A 17,845-nucleotide genomic window follows, 5' to 3' on the forward strand; every position below is an offset into this window, starting at 1 on the left:
GATGGTCGAGCTGTTCGTCTCGTCCTTCGTCACCTTGTTCCTGATCATCGACCCGCCCGGCTGCGCGCCGATCTTCGCCGGGCTGACCGCGGGCGCGACCCCGGCGCATCGCCGCGCGTTGGCGATCCGCGCGGTGGTGGTGGCGGCGGGAATCCTCCTGCTGTTCGCGCTCGCGGGCGAGCCGCTGCTCCACGCGCTCGGGATCGAGCTCGCCTCGTTCCGCATCGCGGGCGGGCTGATGCTGTTCCTGATCGCGCTCGAGATGGTGTTCGAGAAGCGCACCCAGCGCCGCGAGGACCGCGCCGCCAAGGTCACCGCCGAGGAGGCCGACGACGTCTCGATCTTCCCGATGGCGATGCCGATGATCGCGGGGCCGGGCTCGATCGCGACGGTGATGCTGCTGATGGCGCGCAGCAACGGCCTCGAGCGCTCGGCGGTGGTGATGGCGGCGCTGGGCGCCAACCTGCTGCTGATGCTGGGCTCGCTGCTGGCGGCAGGGCCGATCATGCGCGTGCTCGGCGCCAAGATCGAGGCGGTGATCACGCGGCTGCTCGGCGTGCTGCTGGCGGCGCTGGCGGTGCAGTTCGTGATCGACGGGGTGGTCGAGCAGCTGCGCTGAGCGTGGGCGCGTAAGGCACACGTCGCGCCCGCGGCGACGCCCCACCCCGGCGCTTCCCTGAAGGGGAGCGAGAGAGCCTGGCCGGGACGTGCTCCCCTGCCCTTCAGGGGAGGGGGTTGGGGGTGGGGCCTCTCCGCGGGCGCGACGCCGCCGACAGGCTGTCGGCCGCGCGGTGCTCCGACGCACCCCCATCGTGCTCCGCGCCCGCGCGAGCTCAGACGCCAGGGACGTCGCAGGCCGTTGTTCTGCTTGACCCTGGGTTCCCGCGTTCGCGGGAAAACGGGGGCAACGACGGGACGCTCCCCTATTCGATCCGGAACGCCCGGAACGGCGACCCCTTCTTCAGCGGCACCGGCACCAGCCAGTCGAACGTCTCCCCGCGTGCGAGCCGCGCGTAGAAGCCGCCCGGCGCCTTGGCGCGATAGTTGGTCGACTCCGCCATGTCGGGGCACACCAGCAGCAAGGTCGCACCGTGGTGCTTCATGATCGCGCGCGCGCGCTCGGGCGTGCCCTTGAAGGCGTGGTGGACGTCGAGGATCGCGTCGCCGTTGCGGTGGTAGGGACCGGCGATGGCATCGTGGTGGGTCAGCGTGATCAGCCGCGGGCCGATATCGACGAAGGTGAAGATCGTCTGGCGCGGCAGACGGTTGAGCGGCGCCATCGCGGGAATGGTCATGCACCGCCCGGTCGCCTTGTTGACGCGCCGGACATAGGCGCTCGGGCGGTCGATCTGGAACCAGTCGATCGCCAGCTGGGTGAAGCTGCCCGACACCAGCACGAACACGGCCACCGCCGCGAACACCTTCGCGGGCCAGTAGCGCGGCGCCAGCAGCCACGGCAGCGTCGCCCAGGCGAGCGCCGCCGCGCCCGGGATGGCGAGCAGCTGCGCCGCCGGTCCCGCGCGCGCCTGCCACAGCAGCATCAGCGCGGCGAAGGCGCCGAACAGCGCGACGCAGGCCCAGCCGCGCAGCGCCGGCGTACGCCGCGCGCGCCATGTCGCGAACAGCGCGCCGATCAGCCCGATGATCGGCAGCGTCACGATCGGCAGCGCGATGCGCAGGGGGTGGCGGTAGATCGGCTTGGCCTCGCGCACGTTGGCGAGCCAGGTGGTGTAGAGCTCGTCCGACACCTGCTCGGGCCGGCCGAGGCACTGCGGGAAGGCGAGCGCGAAGAACGCCGCCACCGCCGCGCCCGCCGCCAGCGCCAGCACCAGCCGCACCGCCGGCTTCCGCGGGTCGCCCAGCGCGAGCAGCAGCAGCAGCCCGCCCGCGAGCACCACCACCGACAGCCATACCGGGGTGAGCGCGTCGCAGCGCAGCACGCGGTTGGCGTAGGAGGCGAACCCGGCATAGCCCACGGCGCTCCCGCCCGCGAGCGTCAGCGCGTAGACCGCGAGCCGGTCGCGCTCGCCGCGGTCGATCACCCAGGCGAGCGCGATGATCGCGCCCGACATCGCGGCATAGGGCAGCATCTCCAGCCCGATCGTCAGCGACACCGCGGTGGCGATCCCCACCAGCGCGCCGCCGCGCGCCGTCCGCGGGTCGCACAGCCCGGCGACGGTCACCGCGAGCATCGCGAGCTGCCAGCCGTGATGGTCGATCCGGTCGGGCAGGAACATGCCGAGCGTCACGTTGGTGGCGAGGAACAGCGCGGGCGCCAGCGCCCAGGCGAGCGGGTGGACCAGCCGCCGCAGCGTCGCGCCCAGCGCGACCAGCGTCACCGCGGCCGGCAGCAGCGGGGCGATGCCGCACGCCAGCCGCTCCGCCTCCGCGTAGCCGACCAGCGGACGCAACAGCAGGATCAGCCCCGCGATCGGCAGATCGACCAGCCGCGACCAGTGGATGTCGAACCCGCCCGGCGGGTTGAGCCGATAGTCGCGCAGGTCGTACCAGCCCTGGCCGTTCAGCAGCGCGCGCACCTGCATCAGCCGCATGTTGTCGTCGGTGTCGCCGAGCGACAGCCAGTGGATCGCGGCCCAGCGCTTCCACACGAACCAGGCCGCGATCGCCACCCAGGCGAGCAGCGAGAGCCGCAACCAGTCGCGGTCGATCACGCGCGCCGCTCGCTCCAGCCAGTCACGCGCGCTGTGGCGCTCACCCGGCCCGGCGTCCCGCCCCTGCATATCCAAAACGCTTCCTTCCGGCCGCCGCGCGCGATAGAGCCGCAGCCGCGTCTAGCCCCGGCGGCGCAAAGGGCAAGGTTTTGGCAGCGTCTCACTCCTCACCGTCGGTCTCGCCGTCGCCGCGTGCGGCACAGCGCGAGATGTTCTGGCAGCTGGTGCGCTTCGGTGTGACGGGCGGGGTGATGACCGCGCTCTACGCCGCGGTCTACTGGCCGCTCGCCACCTATGTGATGAACCCGAACCTGGCCGTGGTGGTCGCCTTCCTCAGCGTGACCTTCATCGGGCGCTTCGCGCACGGCGCGGTGAGCTTCCGCGGCCATGGCACGCGCGGCGCGCGCACCGCGCGACGCTTCTTCCTGGTGCAATTGTTCGGCTTCCTGCTCCAGCAGGCGTTCACCTGGGTGCTGGTGACCGGCCCCTTCTTTCACGGACCGACGTGGTGGCCGCTGGTGCCCGCGGTGTCGGTGGTGCCGCTGCTGACCTTCTGGCTCCAGCGCAACTGGGTGTTCGCGTAAACATGAAGGCTGATCGCTGATGGACCGCCGCGTCTACGACCGCATGGCGGAGCACGACTCGACCCACTGGTGGTATCGCGCGCGCCGTGACGTGCTCGCCGATTTCCTCACGCGCGAGGCGCGGCTGCCCGCGGACGCGCGCATCCTCGAGATCGGCTGCGGCACCGGGCACAACCTGCCGATGCTGGCGCAGTTCGGCACGGTCGACGCGATCGAGATCGACCCCGCCGCGCGCGCGATCGCGAGCGAGCGGCTCGGCCGCGCGGTCGGCGCCGCGCCGCTGCCCGAGCTGCCGGGCGTGGAGCGCGGCGCCTATGACCTGGTCGCGGTGCTCGACGTGGTCGAGCATATCGAGGACGACGTCGCCGCGCTGGCGGCGATGCGCGCGTGCCTCAGGCCCGGCGGCAAGATCCTGATCGCGGTGCCCGCGCACCAGTGGATGTGGAGCGCGCACGACGTGGTGAACCACCACCACCGCCGCTATTCCAAGCCCACGCTGGTGCGCGCGATCCGCGCCGCCGGGCTGAAGGAGCGCGGGCTGACCTATTTCAACTCGCTGCTGTTCCCGCTCGCCGCCGCGGCGCGCGTGGCGGGGCGGCTGACCGGGCGCGACGACAGCGACGACTCGCCCCCGGCGGCGCCGCTCAACGCCTTGTTCGAGCGTATCTTTCGCGTCGAGCGCCACCTGGTCGGGCGGGTGCCGATGCCGATCGGCGTGTCGATCCTGACGCTGGCCGAGCCGGCGTAGCGGGGGAGCGGGCGTCAAGGTCGCGCGGCGCTCGCGCGTCTCACACCGTCATCCCGGCGTCGGCAGGGACCCAGACGCGCGACCGTCGCGGCAGCGGCGGGCAGGACGGCGCGTCCGGCTCCCCGGCTGCGCGGGGATGACGGGCAGAGGTGAGGCGAGCGCGCGTATCGACGGTCCTCGCCGCCCCGCTCACCCCAGGTGACGCAGCGCCTCGGCCGCGCCGGCCAGTTCGCCGTCGTCCAGCGCGGCATAGACCCGCGGCACGCTCGCCAGCAGCCGCGCGTATTTGCCGCCTCCCGCGAACAGCGGCGCCATCTCGGCCAGCCGCAGCAGGGGGCGCAGCGCCGCCGCGACGCCACCGGTGACGATCACCCCGTCCCACGCACCGTAGATGATCGTCAGCTGGCCGGCGTAGCTCCAGAAGGCGCGGCACAGCCAGGTGCAGGCCTCGCCCGCGAGCGGGTCCGAGGCCATCGCGCGCGTGATGTCCTCGGCGCTGGTCCAGCGCGGCGCGGTGCCGCGACGGCGCGCCAGCGTCTCGTACAGGCGCACCAGCCCCGGCGCGGAGAGCAGGTCCTCCGCCACCACCGGGTAGCGGCCGGGGAAGATCTCGCCGGCGAGCCGCGCCAGTTCCTCGTTCACCGCGATGAAACCGCCGTGCCCCGCCTCGGTGGCGAGTACCCGCACCGCGCCCGCGGCGTCGCGGCTCAGCACCGAGACGCCCAGGCCCGAGGTCATGCCGAGCACGCAATAGGTGCCGGCGCGGCGCAGCGAGGGCTCGTCGCCGGCGAAACGCTCCTCGGCGCGCACGTCGGCGCCGTGGAAGGCCCAGGCCTCCGCCTCGAAATCGTTGAGGATCAGCGGCGCGTGCCCGAGCATGCCGCGTAGCCCCGAGCGCGACACGTACCAGCGCCCGCGCGTGATCGACACGGTCTCGCCGCGCGGGAGCCCGGCCACCGCGAAGGCGGAGCGGTGCGGCGGTGCGTCCGGCCGGGCGTCGCGCAGGAAGTCCATGATCGCGCCGGAGATGCTGACCGTGGTGTCGGCGGTGAAGCTGCGCACGCTGTCGCGGCGCACCTGCCCGGCCGCGTCGGTGAGCGCGAAGCGCATCCGCTTGCGCCCGACATGCCCGACCAACGCCGTTCCCGCCCCCGCCATGCGGCGCTCTCCCCTGTTATTATCCTGGGTGATATCGCTATCAGCGCAGAACTAACAGAGGATTAGCTTCATCCTCGGGCGGGAGTTCAACTCCTCTTCACTCCGCGGGGAGGATCTAAGGCATCACGCGCCGATCACGTGCAGCGCCACCCGGCGGCGATGCGGCGCGGCGCGGTGCTCGGCGAGGTAGATGCCCTGCCACGTCCCCAGCACCATCTGGCCGCGCGCCACCGGGATCGACAGCGACACGCCGGTGAGCACGCTGCGCAGGTGCGCGGGCATGTCGTCGGGGCCCTCGTCGTCATGCTCATAGTCGCGTGACTCGGGCGCGACGCGCGCCAGCCAGCGCTCCAGGTCGCGGCGCGCCGCGGGGGCGGCATTCTCGTTGATCAGCAGCGAGGCCGAGGTGTGGCGGCAGAAGACGGTGAGCAGCCCGGTCTCGATCGCCTCGTCGTCGAGCCACGCGGCCACCTCGCGCGTGATCTCGACCAGCCCGGCGCCGCGCGTCGCCACCGCGAACTCGCCGACCGCCTGGTGCATCAGAACAGCCGCCCGCCGTCGGGCACGCGCTCGCTGGGCGCCACCAGCACCACCTTGCCGTCGCGGTCGGGGAAGCCGAGCGTCAGCACCTCGGAGAGGAACTTGCCGATCTGGCGCGGCGGAAAGTTGACCACCGCGGCGACCTGGCGCCCGACCAGCTCCTCGACCGCGTAATGTTCGGTGATCTGCGCCGACGAGCGTTTGCGCCCGATCGCGGCACCGAAGTCGATCACCAATTTGTAGGCGGGCTTGCGCGCCTCGGGATAGGGCTCGGCCGAGACGATCGTGCCGACGCGCACGTCCACCCGGAGGAAGTCGTCGAACGCGATCTCGGGCGCGGCGGCGGCGGCGGGGTCGTGCGTGACGTGCATCAGAAGTCCGGATTCTCGTAGTAGCTCGGCGGCTCGATCCCGGTGATGCGCTCGGCGAGCAGCGGGCGAAAGCTGCGCCGGCTCTTGAACGCCGAATACCACGCCTTGGTGTGCGCGTGGCCGGTCCAGTCGATCCCGCCGAGATAGTCGGCGACCGAGATCTGCGCCGCCGCGGCGAGGTCGGCGAGGCTGATCGTCGCGCCCGCGATCCACTTGCGATGATCGAGCAGGAAATCGATGTAGTCGAGGTGGCCGACCGAGGACTTCATCGCCTCGCGCAGCCGCGACGCGTCGGGCGTGGTGCGGTGCACGACCCGCTTGATCATCCGCTCGTCGAGCAGCGGCTGGGTCACGTCGCGGTAGAAATGCGTGTCGAACCAGGCGACCAGCCGGCGGATCTCGGCGCGGTTGGCGGCGGTGCCGTTGATCATCGCGACGCGCTCGACCGTCTCCTCGAAGAACTCGCAGATCGCCATCGAGTCGACGAGCACCAGCCCGCGATCGTTGTCGGTCATCACCGGGGTCTGGCCGGCGGGGTTCATGTCGATGAAGGCGTCGCGCCGCTCCCACGGATTCTCGCGCATCAGCTGGTAGCCGACGTCCTTCTCGTTCAGGAGCGTGCGGACCTTGCGCGTGAACGGGCACAGAGGAAACTGGTAGAGCTGCCACATGCCCGCTCGCTTAGGCCGAAAGCGCGGCACGGGGGAAGCGGCTTCGTGGGCGCGCGGCACGCGACTGTGTCGGCGCGGCGCGATGGCACGAGGGGCAGGAGGGGCAGCGCGACGACGCCGGCTCCAGCGCGGCGGGGCCGGGCGCAACATGGCGCTCCTGCCGTAGCCGAGAGTCGCGTGCATCCTGCGACGGCCGTCCGCGTGCCGCTGGGCTCGCGCACTCACCGCGACACGGCCGGCGATCGCGCGAGCTGGGCGATGCGACGACGGCGCCGCTCAGGGCAGGTCGGTCGCCGCGACGGCGGAGCGAGCCGGGACATCGCCGGTGCCGCGCGCCGCGCCGCCATGCGTCGTCACCTGCGGATCCATCGCGACAGCGGTCGGAACGAGGACCGGGGTCGGGCCCGGCACCGGTCGCGGCGCGGCGGCGGTGGCGGTGGCGGTGCCGCCGGCGGTCCCGAGGTCGCGGGTCGGCGGGTCGCCGACGACATGGATGCGCAGCCCGTAGGCGAGCGCGGCGAGGACCAGCATCGCGGCGATCAGCAGCAGCAGCCGGATCACCGCGGGCTTGGACGTCAGGCGAAACATGGCACCTCTGCTCGCGACCCGGAAGGAGCGGGCGGGCAGCTGCCGGCGCGGGACGGCGACGGTCCGCCCGCCACCCTCATCGTAGAGGGCGGCGGGCGCGCCGTACCGATCGGCCGCGCTTATCTCACGCGTGCCGCGCGCCTCAGCGCTCGCTCAGATAGTAGCGATCGGTCGCCGCGAGCTGCTGGTCGAGCTCGTAGACGATCGGCTGGCCGGTCGGGATCTCCAGCCCGGTGATCGCGTCGTCGGGGATGTTCGAGAGATGCTTCACCAGCGCGCGCAGCGAGTTGCCGTGCGCCGAGATCAGCACGCGCTGGCCGTCGCGCAGCGCCGGCGCGATGCGCTGCTCCCAATAAGGCAGGACGCGCGCGATCGTGTCCTTGAGGCTCTCGGTCGCGGGCACGTCGATCCCGGCGTAGCGGCGGTCCTCCGAGAGATCGAACGCGCTGCCCGCCTCCATCGGCGGCGGCGGCACGTCGAAGCTGCGGCGCCACACGTGGACCTGCTCGTCGCCGTGCTTGGCCGCGGTCTCGGCCTTGTTGAGCCCGGTCAGCCCGCCGTAGTGGCGCTCGTTGAGGCGCCAGTCCTTCTCCACCGGCAGCCACAGCCGACCCATCGCCTCGAGCGCGAGGTCGAGCGTCTTGATCGCGCGCGTCTGCAGCGAGGTGAAGGTCTGGTCGAAGTCGAGCCCCTTGGCCGCCATCAACTCGCCCGCGGCGCGGGCCTCGGCGGCGCCCTGCTCGGTGACGTCGACGTCCCACCAGCCGGTGAAGCGGTTCTCGAGGTTCCAGGCCGATTGGCCGTGGCGGATCAGGACGAGCGTGGGCATGGGGAAGACTCCTTCAGAGCGCGAGCGTGAGAGAATGCTATAGCGCGAGCGTGAGAAACTGGTTGTGCGGGCTGGGCCGATAGTCGGCGAAGGCGGCGCAGGGCGCGAAGCCGGCGCGGCGGTACAGCGCCAGCGCGTCGTCATAGGCCGGGGTGGTGCCGGTCTCGAGGTAGAGCCGCGTCAGGCCGCCGTCGCGCGCGGCCGCCACGATCGCGGCGAGGATGGCGCGGCCGGCACCGCGGCCGCGATAGGCCGGCGCGGCGCGCATCGACTTGACCTCGCCCGTACCATCGTCGAGCCGCTTGAGCGCGCCGACCGCGGCGAGCGCGTCGCCGTCCCACGCGGCGACCAGCGCGATGTCGGGCGCCGCGAGCCGCGCGGCGTCGAGCGCGAAGGAGAAGCCCGCCGGCGTGCCCGCGCGCTGGTCGGCGACGTGCGCGGCGAGCAGCGCCGCGATCGCGGGCTCGGCCGGGTCGCCGCGCCGTACCTGATAGTCGCGCCTCGTCTCGGCCGGTCCGTCCACGCTCGCTCCCGCTTGTCGCCTGCCCGCCATCGCTCTAGCGCATGCCGCGTGCGAGACAACCGCGCTCGCCCGGAGACTCAGCGATGCCGATCACCCGCCGCCCGCTCCTCCATGACGGTCCCGGTGGCCGTTTCGCCGGCGTGTTCGCCTGGGACGACTCGATCGCCGGCCCGCGCCCCGGCGTGCTCGTCGTGCCCAACATCCTCGGCCAGAAGGAGGCCGACAATGCCAAGGCCGAGGCGCTCGCGGCGCTCGGCTACGCCGCCTACGCCTGCGACCTGTACGGCGAGGGCCGCCGCGCCGCGCCCGGCCCCGACATCTCCCGCTACATGGACGCGCTCAACGCCGACCGCGCGCTGCTGCGCGACCGGCTCGCCGCCAGCCTCGCCGCGCTGACGGCGCAACCCGAGGTGGACGCCGCACGCACCGCCGCGATCGGCTTCTGCTTCGGCGGCAAGTGCGTGCTCGACATGGCGCGCGCGGGGCTCGACGTGCGCGGCGTGGTGAGCTTCCACGGCGTGTACGACCGGCCCGACTATGCCGGCGTCGCGCCGATCACGGCCAAGGTGCTGGTATGCCACGGCTGGGACGACCCGCTCGGGCCCCCCGAGGCGGTCACCGCGCTGGCGCAGGAACTGAGCGATGCCGGGGCCGACTGGCAGGTTCACGCTTATGGCAACGCCGGCCACGCCTTCACCGACGAGGCGCGGCGCGGCTCGACCGTGCCCGGCGTCGCCTATGAGGAACGGGCGGACCGACGCAGCTGGGCGGCGATGCGGTACTTCCTGGAGGAAGCGCTGGGGTGAGGGCGCAAGGTCCTCCCCGCATGGCGGGGCTTAGACCGACCCCGCACAGATCCATGGCGCCGGCCGCCGCGAGTCCCTATCTCCGCGGCGTGCCAAAGAAACCGCCCCCCGGCCTGCCTACGCGCGAGCAGGTGCTCGACTTCATCGCCACGTCCACCACGCCCGCGGGCAAGCGCGAGATCGCGCGCGCCTTCGGCCTCTCCGCGCAGCAGAAGATCGCGCTCAAGGCGCTGCTCAAGGACATGGCCGACGAGGGGCTGATCGACTCCGCCCCCGGCCGCGCCTTCCACAAGATGGGCGGGCTGCCCAAGGTGACCGTGCTGCGCGTCGCCGACGTCGACGAGGGCGGCAATGTCTGGGCGGTGCCGGAGAACTGGCAGTCGGACGCGCCCGTGCCGCGGATCCGCGTGCGCGAGCGCAAGCGCGGCGCGCTGGGCGTCGGCGAGCGGCTGCTCGCGCGCACCGAGGAGACCGGCCACGGCTGGACCGCGCACCCGATGAAGGTGCTCGCCCCCGCCGCCGAGCAGCTGATCGGCGTGCTGCGACGCGAGGGCGACCGGCTGTGGCTCCAGGGCGTCGAGAAGAAGGAGCGGCGCGAGTACGCCGTGTCCGACGCGGGCGACGCCGCGGCGGGCGACCTGGTGCTGGCCGAGAAGGCCGGGCGCCCGCCGCGGATCACCGCGCGCGTGGTGCAGCGGTTGGGCGACCCGTTCGCGCCGCGCAGCTTCTCGCTGATCGCGATCCACCGGCTCGGCATCCCCGACGTGTTCGCGCAGGAGGCGCTCGACGAGGCGGCGCGCGTCGCGCGTCAGCCGCTCGGCGAGGGGCGCGAGGACCTCACCCACCTGCCGATCGTCGCGATCGACCCCGCCGACGCGCGCGACCACGACGACGCGGTCTGGGCCGCGCCCGACGACGATCCCGCCAACGCGGGCGGCTGGCAGGCGATCGTCGCGATCGCCGACGTCAGCTACTACGTCCGCCCGAAGAGTGCGCTCGACCGCGAGGCGCGCGCGCGCGGCAACTCGGTCTATTTCCCCGACCGCGTCGTGCCGATGCTGCCCGAGATCCTGTCGGCGGACGTGTGCTCGCTCAAGGCGGGCGAGGACCGCGCCGCGCTCGCCTGCCACCTGCGCATCGGCAAGGACGGCGCTCTAAAGAGCTGGCGCTTCTCGCGTGCGCTGGTGCGGCTCGCGGCGAACATCGCGTACGAGGAGGCACAGGCCGCGATCGACGCGCGCGTGGCACGCTCCACCTCCGTCACCCCGGCGAAGGCCGCGCTCCATGCCGCCGCGAACGCATCGGCCGAGGCGCCTGCGGCGACAGGGACGCCGGATCACGTCCAGCCTGACGGTAAGGTTGCCTGGGACTCCGCCCTCGCCGACACCGCGCTCGCGCCGCTATGGGACTGCTGGCGCGCGCTCGCCGCGGCGCGCGACCGGCGCGAGCCGCTCGAGCTCGACCTGCCCGAGCGCCGCGTCGTGCTCGACGAGAAGGGCCGGATCATGTCGGTCGCGCCGCGCGAGCGGCTCGACGCGCACCGGCTGATCGAGGATTACATGATCGCCGCCAACGTCGCCGCCGCCAAGGCGCTCGAGGCGAAGAAGGCGCCGGTGATGTACCGCGTCCACGAGGCGCCCGCGCGCGAGAAGCTGGTAGCGCTGAAGGACTATCTCGCCACCTTCGACGTCGCCTTCGCGCTCGGCCAGGTGATCCGCCCCGCCACCTTCAACCATATCATCGCGCGCGTCGGCGACGCCGAGTTCCGCCCCGAGATCATGGAGCAGATCCTGCGCAGCCAGACCCAGGCCTATTACGCCCCGCTCAACCAGGGGCATTTCGGGCTGGCGCTGGGCAGCTACGCGCATTTCACCTCGCCGATCCGGCGCTACGCCGACCTGATGGTCCACCGCGCTCTGGTGAGCGCCTATGCGCTCGGCCCCGGCGGGCTGGCGGGCGACGAGGATTTCGAGCGCGCCGGCGAGACGATCAGCCAGCTCGAGCGCCGCGCGATGGAGGCCGAGCGCGAGACGATCGACCGCTATGTCGCGGCCTATCTGGCGGAGCGCGTCGGCGAGCTGGTCGAGGCGCGGATCACCGGCGTGACCAACTTCGGCTTCTTCGCCACGGTGGAGGGCGTCGGCGGCGACGGATTGATGCCGGTGCGCGACCTGGGCGGCGAATATTTCCGCTATGATGAGGCGTCTCGCCGGCTGGTCGGCGAGCATAGCGGCGAGACCTATGCGCAGGGGCAGCGGCTGGAGTTGCGGCTGGCGGAGGCCAACCCGGTCTCGGGCGCGCTGCGCTTCGAGCTGCCCGAGGGGCGCTACGGCGGCGCGGGCGGGGGAGGGGGAGGCCGCGCGCGAGAGAGGGAGAGTGAGCGCCGCCCGCCGCGCGTGCTCAAGCGCCGCGGGCGGCCGGGGAATATCCGCCACCAGGGGAAACGCTGAGGTTCTCCCTCCCCTTCAGGGGAGGAGCCGGAGGTGGGGCCGCGCCGCGGGCGTCGCGCTCGCGGAGACGCCCCACCCCAACCCTCCCCTGAAGGGGAGGGAGATGATCGACATAGGAGACTCAACATGCCCGGCACCATCGCCGCGACGGTGATCATGAAGGCGCGCAAGAAGATCGCGTGGCATTTCCTCTCGGCCGGCGCGACCACCGCAGCCACCGCGACCGCGTTCGAGCGGCCCGCGACGCGCCTCGGCGCGGAGGAGTTCGACCGCATGATCGCGTTCGGCGCGCTCGAGAAGACCGAGGATGGGCGCTACTGGCTCCACCGCCGCCGCTACGCCGACTATCGCAAGGAGTCGCTGGCGCGCGTGCTCGGCTATCTCGCGCTCGCGGGCTTCGCCGCGGCGGGGGCGATCGCGCTGGGCTGAGCCGCGCGGTGGACGCTGCCGCCGACCGCCGCTATCCGCGCCGTCTCGGATAGCGGAAGGAACGGCCATGGCAGCGCGCGCGAGCTCGTGGGGGACAAGCGTCGCGCTGGCGCTGGCGGCGCTGCTCGGCAGCTGCGCGACGCCGCCGCCCGCGGCGAAGGAGGCGCGGCCCGGGGCCACCGCTTCCGCGCCCGCCCCCGCCGCGACGGCAACCCAGCCGCAGCTCTTCGTCGTCGCCGCCAACCCGCTCGCGACCGACGCGGGCATGGCGGTGCTGCGCCGGGGCGGCTCGGCGGTGGACGCCGCGATCGCGGTGCAGGCGATGCTGTCGCTGGTCGAGCCGCAGAGCTCGGGCATGGGCGGCGGCGGCTTCATGACCTATTACGACGCGGCCAGCACGCAGGTGACCGTCTACGACGGGCGCGAGACCGCGCCGGCGGGCGCCACGCCCGACATGTTCCTCGACGACGGCGGCAAGCCGCTGCCCTTCGCGACCGCGGTGCTGAGCGGGCGCGCCACCGGCGTGCCCGGCGCGGTCAAGATGCTCGCCGAGGCGCACCGCCGCCACGGCGCGCTGCCGTGGCGCGACCTTTTCGGCGACGCCGCGCGCACCGCGCGCGACGGCTTCCTGGTCTCGCCGCGGCTCGGCCGTTTCCTGGCGGGCGGGCGCTTCCCCGAGTCGAACGCGCCCGACGTGCTCGCCTATTTCGCGCGCCCGGGCGGCGGGCTGCTGCGCCCCGGCGAGCGGCTGCGCAACCCGGCCTATGCCGGTTTCCTCCGAAGGCTCGCCACGCAGGGGCCGGCCGCGCTCTACGCCGGCGCGACCGCGCGGCGGATCGTGGCGCGAGTCCACGAAGGGCCGCTCGCGGGGAGCATGACGCTCGCCGACCTCGCCGCCTATCGCCCGGTGGTGCGCCAGCCGCTGTGTGCGCCCTATCGCGTGCTGCTGGTCTGCGCGCCGCCCCCGCCCGCGAGCGGCGTGGGGCTGCTCGAGCTGCTCGGCCTGCTCGAGCGCACCGACGTGGCGCGCTACGGCGCGGACGACCCGCGCGGCTGGTTCCTCTTCGCCGAGGCGAGCCGGCTGATGTACGCCGACCGCGACCGCTACGTCGGCGACCCCGCCTTCGTCGACGTGCCCGTCGCCGGGCTGCTCGCCCCCGCCTATCTCGACCGCCGCGCGCGGCTGATCGGCGAGCGCGCCGGCGCAGCGCCGGTGCCCGGCCAGCCCGAGGGCGCGGCACCGCGCGGCGTCGACCGCACGCTCGAGCCGACCGGCACCTCGCACTTCGTCGTCGGTGACGCGCGCGGCAACGTCGTGTCAATGACGACGACGGTGGAGTCGATCTTCGGCTCCGGGCGGATGGTCGACGGCTTCTTCCTCAACAACCAGATGACCGACTTCTCCTTCAGCCCGCGCGACAGCGACGGCCGCGCCGCGGCCAACGCGGTGGCCGCGGGCAAGCGCCCGCGCTCGTCGATGACGCCGCTGATCCTGCTCGACCGCGGGCGCCATTTCGCCGGCGCGGTCGGCTCGGCGGGGGGCAACGCGATCCTCGCCTATGTCGGCAAAGCGGTGGTCGGCGCGGTCGACTGGGGGCTGACGATGCAGCAGGCACTGGCGCTGCCCAACCTGATCGCGCGCGGCGACTCGTTCCAGGGCGAGGCCGACAAGTTCGCACCCGCGGTGCGCGAGGGCCTCGCGGCGCGCGGCGTGACGGTGCGGCCGGGGCAGGGCGAGGACTCGGGGCTGCACGGCGTGATCGTCCGCGATGGCCGGCTCGACGGCGGCTACGATCCGCGGCGCGAGGGCAAGGTGGCGGTGGCGCCGGCGAACGGAGAGCTCGCCTTTTCAGCGCATTAACCATAGACTTACCATTGACTGGCTAGGGATAGGCGCATGGTCGCCGATGTCCTCACCCGCTCCGCCGCCGCCCCTTTCGCCGCGGCCCCGCTCTCTGGTCTCGCCGGCGCGTGGCGCCGGTTACGGCGCCGCGACGAGCGCCATGCGCGCGCACGCGACGCGGCGGAGGCAGTGCCGGTGCGGCTGACGCCGCCGCCCGAGCGCCCGCTGCCGAGCGATCTCGACCTGCCGCTACGCCTGTTCGACCCCGCCGCCCTCGCGCGCGCCACCGCCGGCGCGGCGCCCGCCCCGCGCGCGATGGCGCTGGAGCCGCTGCTGCTCGACGAGACCCTGCAACGGCTGCGCCGCCTGGTGGCGTGAGGGAGTCGCGATCCCGCGCGGCGACGACCGCTCGGCGGGGTCCTCTCGGCCTCCTCTGATCGCACGTGTTCCCGCGAACGCGGGAACCCAGGGTCAGGCAGGGCAACGATGATGACCTGACGACCCCTGGGCTCCCGCGCGCGCGGGAGCACGATGGGAGGCGCGCGAAGATGGCGCGCGCTGGTGCGGCGTGATCTCACCCCGCCGCCACCGTCACCCCCTCCAACCGCGCGTGCGTCGCCCCCGCGTCGCGCGCGCGCGCCACTACGCGCAGCTCCGCCAGCACATGACCCGGCAGCGCGAGCGACTCGGCGTCGAGCGAGTCGAGCCAGGCGTCGAGCCGCGGGTCGTCCCGACCCGCCAGCACCAGCTCGTGGCGGTCGCCGGTGAAGGTGGCGCTGTGCCACGCCACCGCGCGATGCCGCTCGATCGCCACCGACGCGCCGGCCCGTGCCGCCGAGCGAGTCAGCGCGCGCTGCAGCCGCCCCGCGCTCATCGCGCGCCCGCGCGCAGCACGGCCTCGATGCGCCGCCGCATCCGCTCGCCCGGCACGCGGCCGCACCGCAGGTCGCGGACCAGCCGTGGGTCGTTGACCGTTCGCCGCCCGAACGTGGTCGGCGCGACCCCGGTGCGGCGCAGGTAGCGCTCGATCTCCAGCAACAGACTCATCGATACATCTCCCTCGACTCACCTGTTCCTCATCTGTTCTCACTTTTCCAACTTGTCGAGGAAAATTCCTCAGGCTAGGGTCGCGCATGGCCGAGACCCCGCAGCAGGCGCTCACGCGTGCCGCCGCCGAACGCGGCGTGGCGCTCTCCGCGCTGTCGCGGATGATCGGGCGCAACCAGGCCTATCTCAGCCAGTTCGTGCTGCGCGGCTCGCCGCGACGACTGCCCGAGCACGAGCGGCGGCTGCTCGCCGACTTTCTCGCGCTCGACGAGGCCGCGCTCGGCGCCGCCCCGCGCGAGGAGGACGTGGCGGTGCCGTGGCTCGCGGTGCGCGCCGCGGCGGGGCACGGGCGGGTCGCGGAGGAGCGCCTGCTCCGCGCCGAGCCGGTGCCGCGCGCGCTGCTGCGCGCCGCCGGCATCGCCCCTGCGGCGGCCTCGCTGATCACGGTGGCGGGCGAGTCGATGGCGCCGACGCTGTGCGACGGCGACCGGCTGCTCGTCGACACCGCCGACCGGCGCCCGCCCGCGGGCGGCGCGATCTACGTCATCCGCCGCGACGAGGAACTGGCGGTCAAGCGACTGGTGCCCGAGGGCGCGACCGTCGCGGTGCACAGCGACCATCCCGACTGGCCGACGCTGCGGGTCGCGGCGCGCGCGCTCGTCGTGGTCGGGCGGGCGCGGCTGCTCACGCGCGCGCTGTGAGGCAGGCGTCTCCCTGATATAAATCAGTGCCGGTTCGGATATCTCGCACGATCGCCGGGTTGGGGGGCGGAACCCGGAGGTGGTGATGACGACGGCAGCAGGCGCGCTAGCGGAGCACGCGCACGGTGACGCTGACCGCCCGCGCGCCACGCAGGCGGTCGCCGCGCGGCAGGGGGGCCGAGTCATGGCGATCGGCCGGCCGACGTGGGTCGGCGCGCAGCCGCCGATCGGGCGGAGGGCATCGACTCCGCCTTCGTGTCGGGCGACACATGCGCGATGCCGAGAGCGTGCAGCATGACCGTCGACACCCCGCGCATGGCCGCGCCGGTCGCGGCGTGCTGATCGCCGTGGACGACGGGAGCGTCGGAGGCGCGGGAAGGGCGCGCCGTCGCGCCGGCACGCGCGGGCGCGCCGCGCCGGCTCGATACCTGCCGCGGCCTCGTCCCCTGGATCGGCACCGGTGATCCTCGGCGTCGGGGCGACCTGGGGGATCTGCGCCGCCGCCACCGCGGCGGTGATCGCGCGCCCGTTCCGCTGGCCCGAGGCGATCTGGGCGGTCGCGGGCGCCGCGCTGCTGCTGGCGCTGGGGCTGATGCCCTGGCAGGCGGCGCTGGGGGCAGTGGCGAAGGGCGGCGACGTCTACCTCTTCCTGATCGGCATGATGCTGCTGAGCGAGACCGCGCGCGAGCAGGGCCTGTTCGACTGGGTCGCCGCCGCCGCCGCGGCGCACGCGCGCGGCTCGCCGCGGCGGCTGTTCGCCCTGGTCTATGCCACCGGGATCGTCACGACCACCTTCCTGTCGAACGACGCCACCGCGGTGGTGCTGACCCCCGCGGTCTATGCCGCCGCGCGCAAGGCCAAAGCGGATCCGCTGCCGCTGCTGTTCGCCTGCGCGCTGATCGCCAACGCGGCCAGCTTCGTGCTGCCGATCTCCAACCCCGCCAACCTCGTCCTGTACGGCGGCAAGATGCCGCCGCTGGGCGAATGGTTCGGGTCCTTCGCGCTGCCCTCGCTCGCGGCGATCGGCGTGCCCTTCGTCGCGCTGCGCTGGGCCGAGCGCGCGCGGCTGACCGGCAGCTGTGCGACCGACGTCGCGCGGACGCCCCTGTCCGCGGGCGGTCGCACCGCGCTGGCGGGGATCGCGGCGACCGCGCTGCTGCTGCTGGTGATGTCGGCGCGCGACCTGCCGCTCGGGTTGCCGACCTGCGTCGCCGGCGTGGCGACGCTGCTGCTGGTGGGCGCGCTGGCGCGGCGCTCGCCGCTGGCGCTGGCACGGCAGGTCTCGTGGAGCGTGCTGCCGCTGGTCGCCGGGTTGTTCGTGCTGGTCGAGGCGCTCGACCGTACCGGCGTGATCGCGCAGGTCGCCGCGGCGCTGCGCACCACCGCGGCCGACCCGGTGCGCGGCGCCGCGCTGGCGGGGACGGTGCTCGCCTTCGTCTCCAACCTGATGAACAACCTGCCCGCCGGGCTGGTCGCCAGCACCGCGGTGGCGCAGGCGCACCCGCCGCGGCTGGTGGTGGACGCGCTGCTGATCGGCGTCGACCTCGGCCCCAATCTCTCGATCACGGGCAGCCTCGCGACGATCCTGTGGCTGCAGGCGATCCGGCGCGAGGGCGAGGACGTCGGCTTCTGGCGCTTCCTCAAGGTCGGGGCGGTGACGATGATCCCCGCGCTGGCGGCGGCGCTCGGCGCGCGGCTGCTGATCGGGTAGGGGGGGCGCATAGCGTTGCCGAGGGGGCGCCGTCTCGAGCGTCAGTGGCTACCTCATCCTTCCCTGTAAGGGGAGTGCGGGCTTTGGCTTGCCCCCGGCAAGCCAAGATGGTGTCCGGGGGACACCATCTCGCCCGCACTGGCGCGCGGAGCGCGACGGAGGGGTGTCGCCCGT

20 protein-coding genes are annotated in these 17,845 nt (G+C 73.5%); 10 read left to right on the forward strand and 10 right to left on the reverse strand.

Annotated elements, in window-relative coordinates; translation table 11 throughout:
* Position 1 precedes the first annotated feature (1 nt).
* The gene (locus tag FHY05_RS16600; protein ID WP_183945561.1) at positions 2-619 is read left to right on the forward strand and encodes a MarC family protein; all 618 of its coding nucleotides are present in this window, start codon (positions 2-4) and stop codon (positions 617-619) included.
* A 304-nt stretch (positions 620-923) separates the two neighbouring features.
* Here FHY05_RS16600 and FHY05_RS16605 read toward each other — a convergent pair whose 3' ends face one another.
* Positions 924-2,741, reverse strand: a complete 1,818-nt coding sequence (locus FHY05_RS16605; protein ID WP_260181644.1) for an AcrB/AcrD/AcrF family protein — start codon at positions 2,739-2,741, stop codon at positions 924-926.
* 140 nt (positions 2,742-2,881) lie between these two features.
* On the opposite strand from FHY05_RS16605, the gene FHY05_RS16610 reads away from it, so the two are divergent.
* Positions 2,882-3,256 (forward strand): GtrA family protein, encoded by a 375-nt coding sequence (locus FHY05_RS16610; protein ID WP_183945562.1) that lies wholly within the window; start codon positions 2,882-2,884, stop codon positions 3,254-3,256.
* Positions 3,257-3,275: 19 nt separating this feature from the next.
* Complete coding sequence (locus FHY05_RS16615; RefSeq protein WP_183945563.1) at positions 3,276-4,004, forward strand: bifunctional 2-polyprenyl-6-hydroxyphenol methylase/3-demethylubiquinol 3-O-methyltransferase UbiG; 729 nt, start codon at positions 3,276-3,278, stop codon at positions 4,002-4,004.
* A gap of 189 nt (positions 4,005-4,193) precedes the next feature.
* On the opposite strand, the gene FHY05_RS16620 is transcribed toward FHY05_RS16615, so the two are convergent.
* From FHY05_RS16620 to FHY05_RS16650, 7 genes are all read right to left on the reverse strand, one after another.
* Entirely contained in the window at positions 4,194-5,162 is a 969-nt protein-coding gene (locus FHY05_RS16620) for a glucokinase (RefSeq protein ID WP_183945564.1), read from the reverse strand.
* A gap of 123 nt (positions 5,163-5,285) precedes the next feature.
* Complete coding sequence (locus FHY05_RS16625; protein WP_183945565.1) at positions 5,286-5,702, reverse strand: secondary thiamine-phosphate synthase enzyme YjbQ; 417 nt, start codon at positions 5,700-5,702, stop codon at positions 5,286-5,288.
* Positions 5,702-6,073: a tRNA-binding protein gene (locus tag FHY05_RS16630; RefSeq protein ID WP_183945566.1), complete on the reverse strand. Its 372-nt coding sequence runs from the start codon at positions 6,071-6,073 to the stop codon at positions 5,702-5,704. The genes FHY05_RS16625 and FHY05_RS16630 overlap by 1 nt, the downstream gene beginning before the upstream one ends.
* The gene (locus FHY05_RS16635) at positions 6,073-6,744 is read right to left on the reverse strand and encodes a glutathione S-transferase family protein (protein ID WP_183945567.1); all 672 of its coding nucleotides are present in this window, start codon (positions 6,742-6,744) and stop codon (positions 6,073-6,075) included. Before FHY05_RS16635 ends, FHY05_RS16630 begins: the two co-directional genes overlap by 1 nt.
* A 276-nt stretch (positions 6,745-7,020) precedes the next feature.
* Positions 7,021-7,332: a hypothetical protein gene (locus FHY05_RS16640; protein WP_183945568.1), complete on the reverse strand. Its 312-nt coding sequence runs from the start codon at positions 7,330-7,332 to the stop codon at positions 7,021-7,023.
* 142 nt (positions 7,333-7,474) lie between these two features.
* Complete coding sequence (gpmA, locus tag FHY05_RS16645; protein WP_183945569.1) at positions 7,475-8,161, reverse strand: 2,3-diphosphoglycerate-dependent phosphoglycerate mutase; 687 nt, start codon at positions 8,159-8,161, stop codon at positions 7,475-7,477.
* Positions 8,162-8,198: 37 nt separating this feature from the next.
* Positions 8,199-8,684, reverse strand: a complete 486-nt coding sequence (locus FHY05_RS16650) for a GNAT family N-acetyltransferase (protein ID WP_311732508.1) — start codon at positions 8,682-8,684, stop codon at positions 8,199-8,201.
* 83 nt (positions 8,685-8,767) lie between these two features.
* On the opposite strand from FHY05_RS16650, the gene FHY05_RS16655 reads away from it, so the two are divergent.
* The 5 genes from FHY05_RS16655 to FHY05_RS16675 all read left to right on the forward strand — a co-directional run bounded on the left by FHY05_RS16655 (position 8,768) and on the right by FHY05_RS16675 (position 14,590).
* On the forward strand, positions 8,768-9,490 hold the full coding sequence (locus FHY05_RS16655) for a dienelactone hydrolase family protein (RefSeq protein WP_183945571.1): 723 nt from the start codon (positions 8,768-8,770) through the stop codon (positions 9,488-9,490).
* Between the two features lie 53 nt (positions 9,491-9,543).
* Positions 9,544-11,940, forward strand: coding sequence for a ribonuclease R family protein (locus FHY05_RS16660; RefSeq protein WP_183945572.1), 2,397 nt, complete (start codon positions 9,544-9,546; stop codon positions 11,938-11,940).
* Positions 11,941-12,066: 126 nt separating this feature from the next.
* The gene (locus FHY05_RS16665; protein ID WP_183945573.1) at positions 12,067-12,369 is read left to right on the forward strand and encodes a hypothetical protein; all 303 of its coding nucleotides are present in this window, start codon (positions 12,067-12,069) and stop codon (positions 12,367-12,369) included.
* Between the two features lie 67 nt (positions 12,370-12,436).
* Positions 12,437-14,230 carry a gamma-glutamyltransferase gene (gene ggt, locus FHY05_RS16670; RefSeq protein WP_183945574.1) on the forward strand — a complete coding sequence of 598 codons (1,794 nt, stop codon included), beginning with the start codon at positions 12,437-12,439 and terminating at the stop codon, positions 14,228-14,230.
* A gap of 36 nt (positions 14,231-14,266) precedes the next feature.
* Complete coding sequence (locus FHY05_RS16675; RefSeq protein ID WP_183945575.1) at positions 14,267-14,590, forward strand: hypothetical protein; 324 nt, start codon at positions 14,267-14,269, stop codon at positions 14,588-14,590.
* Between the two features lie 196 nt (positions 14,591-14,786).
* Here the strand turns inward: FHY05_RS16675 and FHY05_RS16680 are convergent, their stop codons facing one another.
* Positions 14,787-15,086 (reverse strand): hypothetical protein, encoded by a 300-nt coding sequence (locus tag FHY05_RS16680; protein ID WP_183945576.1) that lies wholly within the window; start codon positions 15,084-15,086, stop codon positions 14,787-14,789.
* Positions 15,083-15,259 (reverse strand): hypothetical protein, encoded by a 177-nt coding sequence (locus FHY05_RS16685; protein WP_183945577.1) that lies wholly within the window; start codon positions 15,257-15,259, stop codon positions 15,083-15,085. The genes FHY05_RS16680 and FHY05_RS16685 overlap by 4 nt, the downstream gene beginning before the upstream one ends.
* Before the next feature lie 86 nt (positions 15,260-15,345).
* Here FHY05_RS16685 and FHY05_RS16690 point away from each other — a divergent pair, with 86 nt between their 5' ends.
* Both FHY05_RS16690 and FHY05_RS16695 read left to right on the forward strand, forming a co-directional pair.
* Positions 15,346-15,960 carry a S24 family peptidase gene (locus FHY05_RS16690; protein WP_183945578.1) on the forward strand — a complete coding sequence of 205 codons (615 nt, stop codon included), beginning with the start codon at positions 15,346-15,348 and terminating at the stop codon, positions 15,958-15,960.
* A gap of 460 nt (positions 15,961-16,420) precedes the next feature.
* Complete coding sequence (locus FHY05_RS16695; RefSeq protein ID WP_183945579.1) at positions 16,421-17,671, forward strand: arsenic transporter; 1,251 nt, start codon at positions 16,421-16,423, stop codon at positions 17,669-17,671.
* Positions 17,672-17,845: the final 174 nt, after the last annotated feature.

This window comes from Sphingomonas sp. BK580 (assembly GCF_014194975.1).
Classification (GTDB): domain Bacteria; phylum Pseudomonadota; class Alphaproteobacteria; order Sphingomonadales; family Sphingomonadaceae; genus Sphingomonas.

Coding starts and splice junctions, on each gene's coding strand:
- FHY05_RS16625 (WP_183945565.1), bottom strand. CDS start 5,702: ATGCACCAGGCGGTCGGCGAGTTCGCGGTGGCGACGCGCGGCGCCGGG.
- FHY05_RS16620 (WP_183945564.1), bottom strand. CDS start 5,162: ATGGCGGGGGCGGGAACGGCGTTGGTCGGGCATGTCGGGCGCAAGCGG.
- ggt (WP_183945574.1), top strand. CDS start 12,437: ATGGCAGCGCGCGCGAGCTCGTGGGGGACAAGCGTCGCGCTGGCGCTG.
- FHY05_RS16660 (WP_183945572.1), top strand. CDS start 9,544: ATGGCGCCGGCCGCCGCGAGTCCCTATCTCCGCGGCGTGCCAAAGAAA.
- gpmA (WP_183945569.1), bottom strand. CDS start 8,161: ATGCCCACGCTCGTCCTGATCCGCCACGGCCAATCGGCCTGGAACCTC.
- FHY05_RS16685 (WP_183945577.1), bottom strand. CDS start 15,259: ATGAGTCTGTTGCTGGAGATCGAGCGCTACCTGCGCCGCACCGGGGTC.
- FHY05_RS16655 (WP_183945571.1), top strand. CDS start 8,768: ATGCCGATCACCCGCCGCCCGCTCCTCCATGACGGTCCCGGTGGCCGT.
- FHY05_RS16635 (WP_183945567.1), bottom strand. CDS start 6,744: ATGTGGCAGCTCTACCAGTTTCCTCTGTGCCCGTTCACGCGCAAGGTC.
- FHY05_RS16600 (WP_183945561.1), top strand. CDS start 2: ATGGTCGAGCTGTTCGTCTCGTCCTTCGTCACCTTGTTCCTGATCATC.
- FHY05_RS16630 (WP_183945566.1), bottom strand. CDS start 6,073: ATGCACGTCACGCACGACCCCGCCGCCGCCGCCGCGCCCGAGATCGCG.
- FHY05_RS16675 (WP_183945575.1), top strand. CDS start 14,267: ATGGTCGCCGATGTCCTCACCCGCTCCGCCGCCGCCCCTTTCGCCGCG.
- FHY05_RS16605 (WP_260181644.1), bottom strand. CDS start 2,741: ATGCAGGGGCGGGACGCCGGGCCGGGTGAGCGCCACAGCGCGCGTGAC.
- FHY05_RS16610 (WP_183945562.1), top strand. CDS start 2,882: ATGTTCTGGCAGCTGGTGCGCTTCGGTGTGACGGGCGGGGTGATGACC.
- FHY05_RS16615 (WP_183945563.1), top strand. CDS start 3,276: ATGGACCGCCGCGTCTACGACCGCATGGCGGAGCACGACTCGACCCAC.
- FHY05_RS16640 (WP_183945568.1), bottom strand. CDS start 7,332: ATGTTTCGCCTGACGTCCAAGCCCGCGGTGATCCGGCTGCTGCTGCTG.
- FHY05_RS16680 (WP_183945576.1), bottom strand. CDS start 15,086: ATGAGCGCGGGGCGGCTGCAGCGCGCGCTGACTCGCTCGGCGGCACGG.
- FHY05_RS16665 (WP_183945573.1), top strand. CDS start 12,067: ATGCCCGGCACCATCGCCGCGACGGTGATCATGAAGGCGCGCAAGAAG.
- FHY05_RS16690 (WP_183945578.1), top strand. CDS start 15,346: ATGGCCGAGACCCCGCAGCAGGCGCTCACGCGTGCCGCCGCCGAACGC.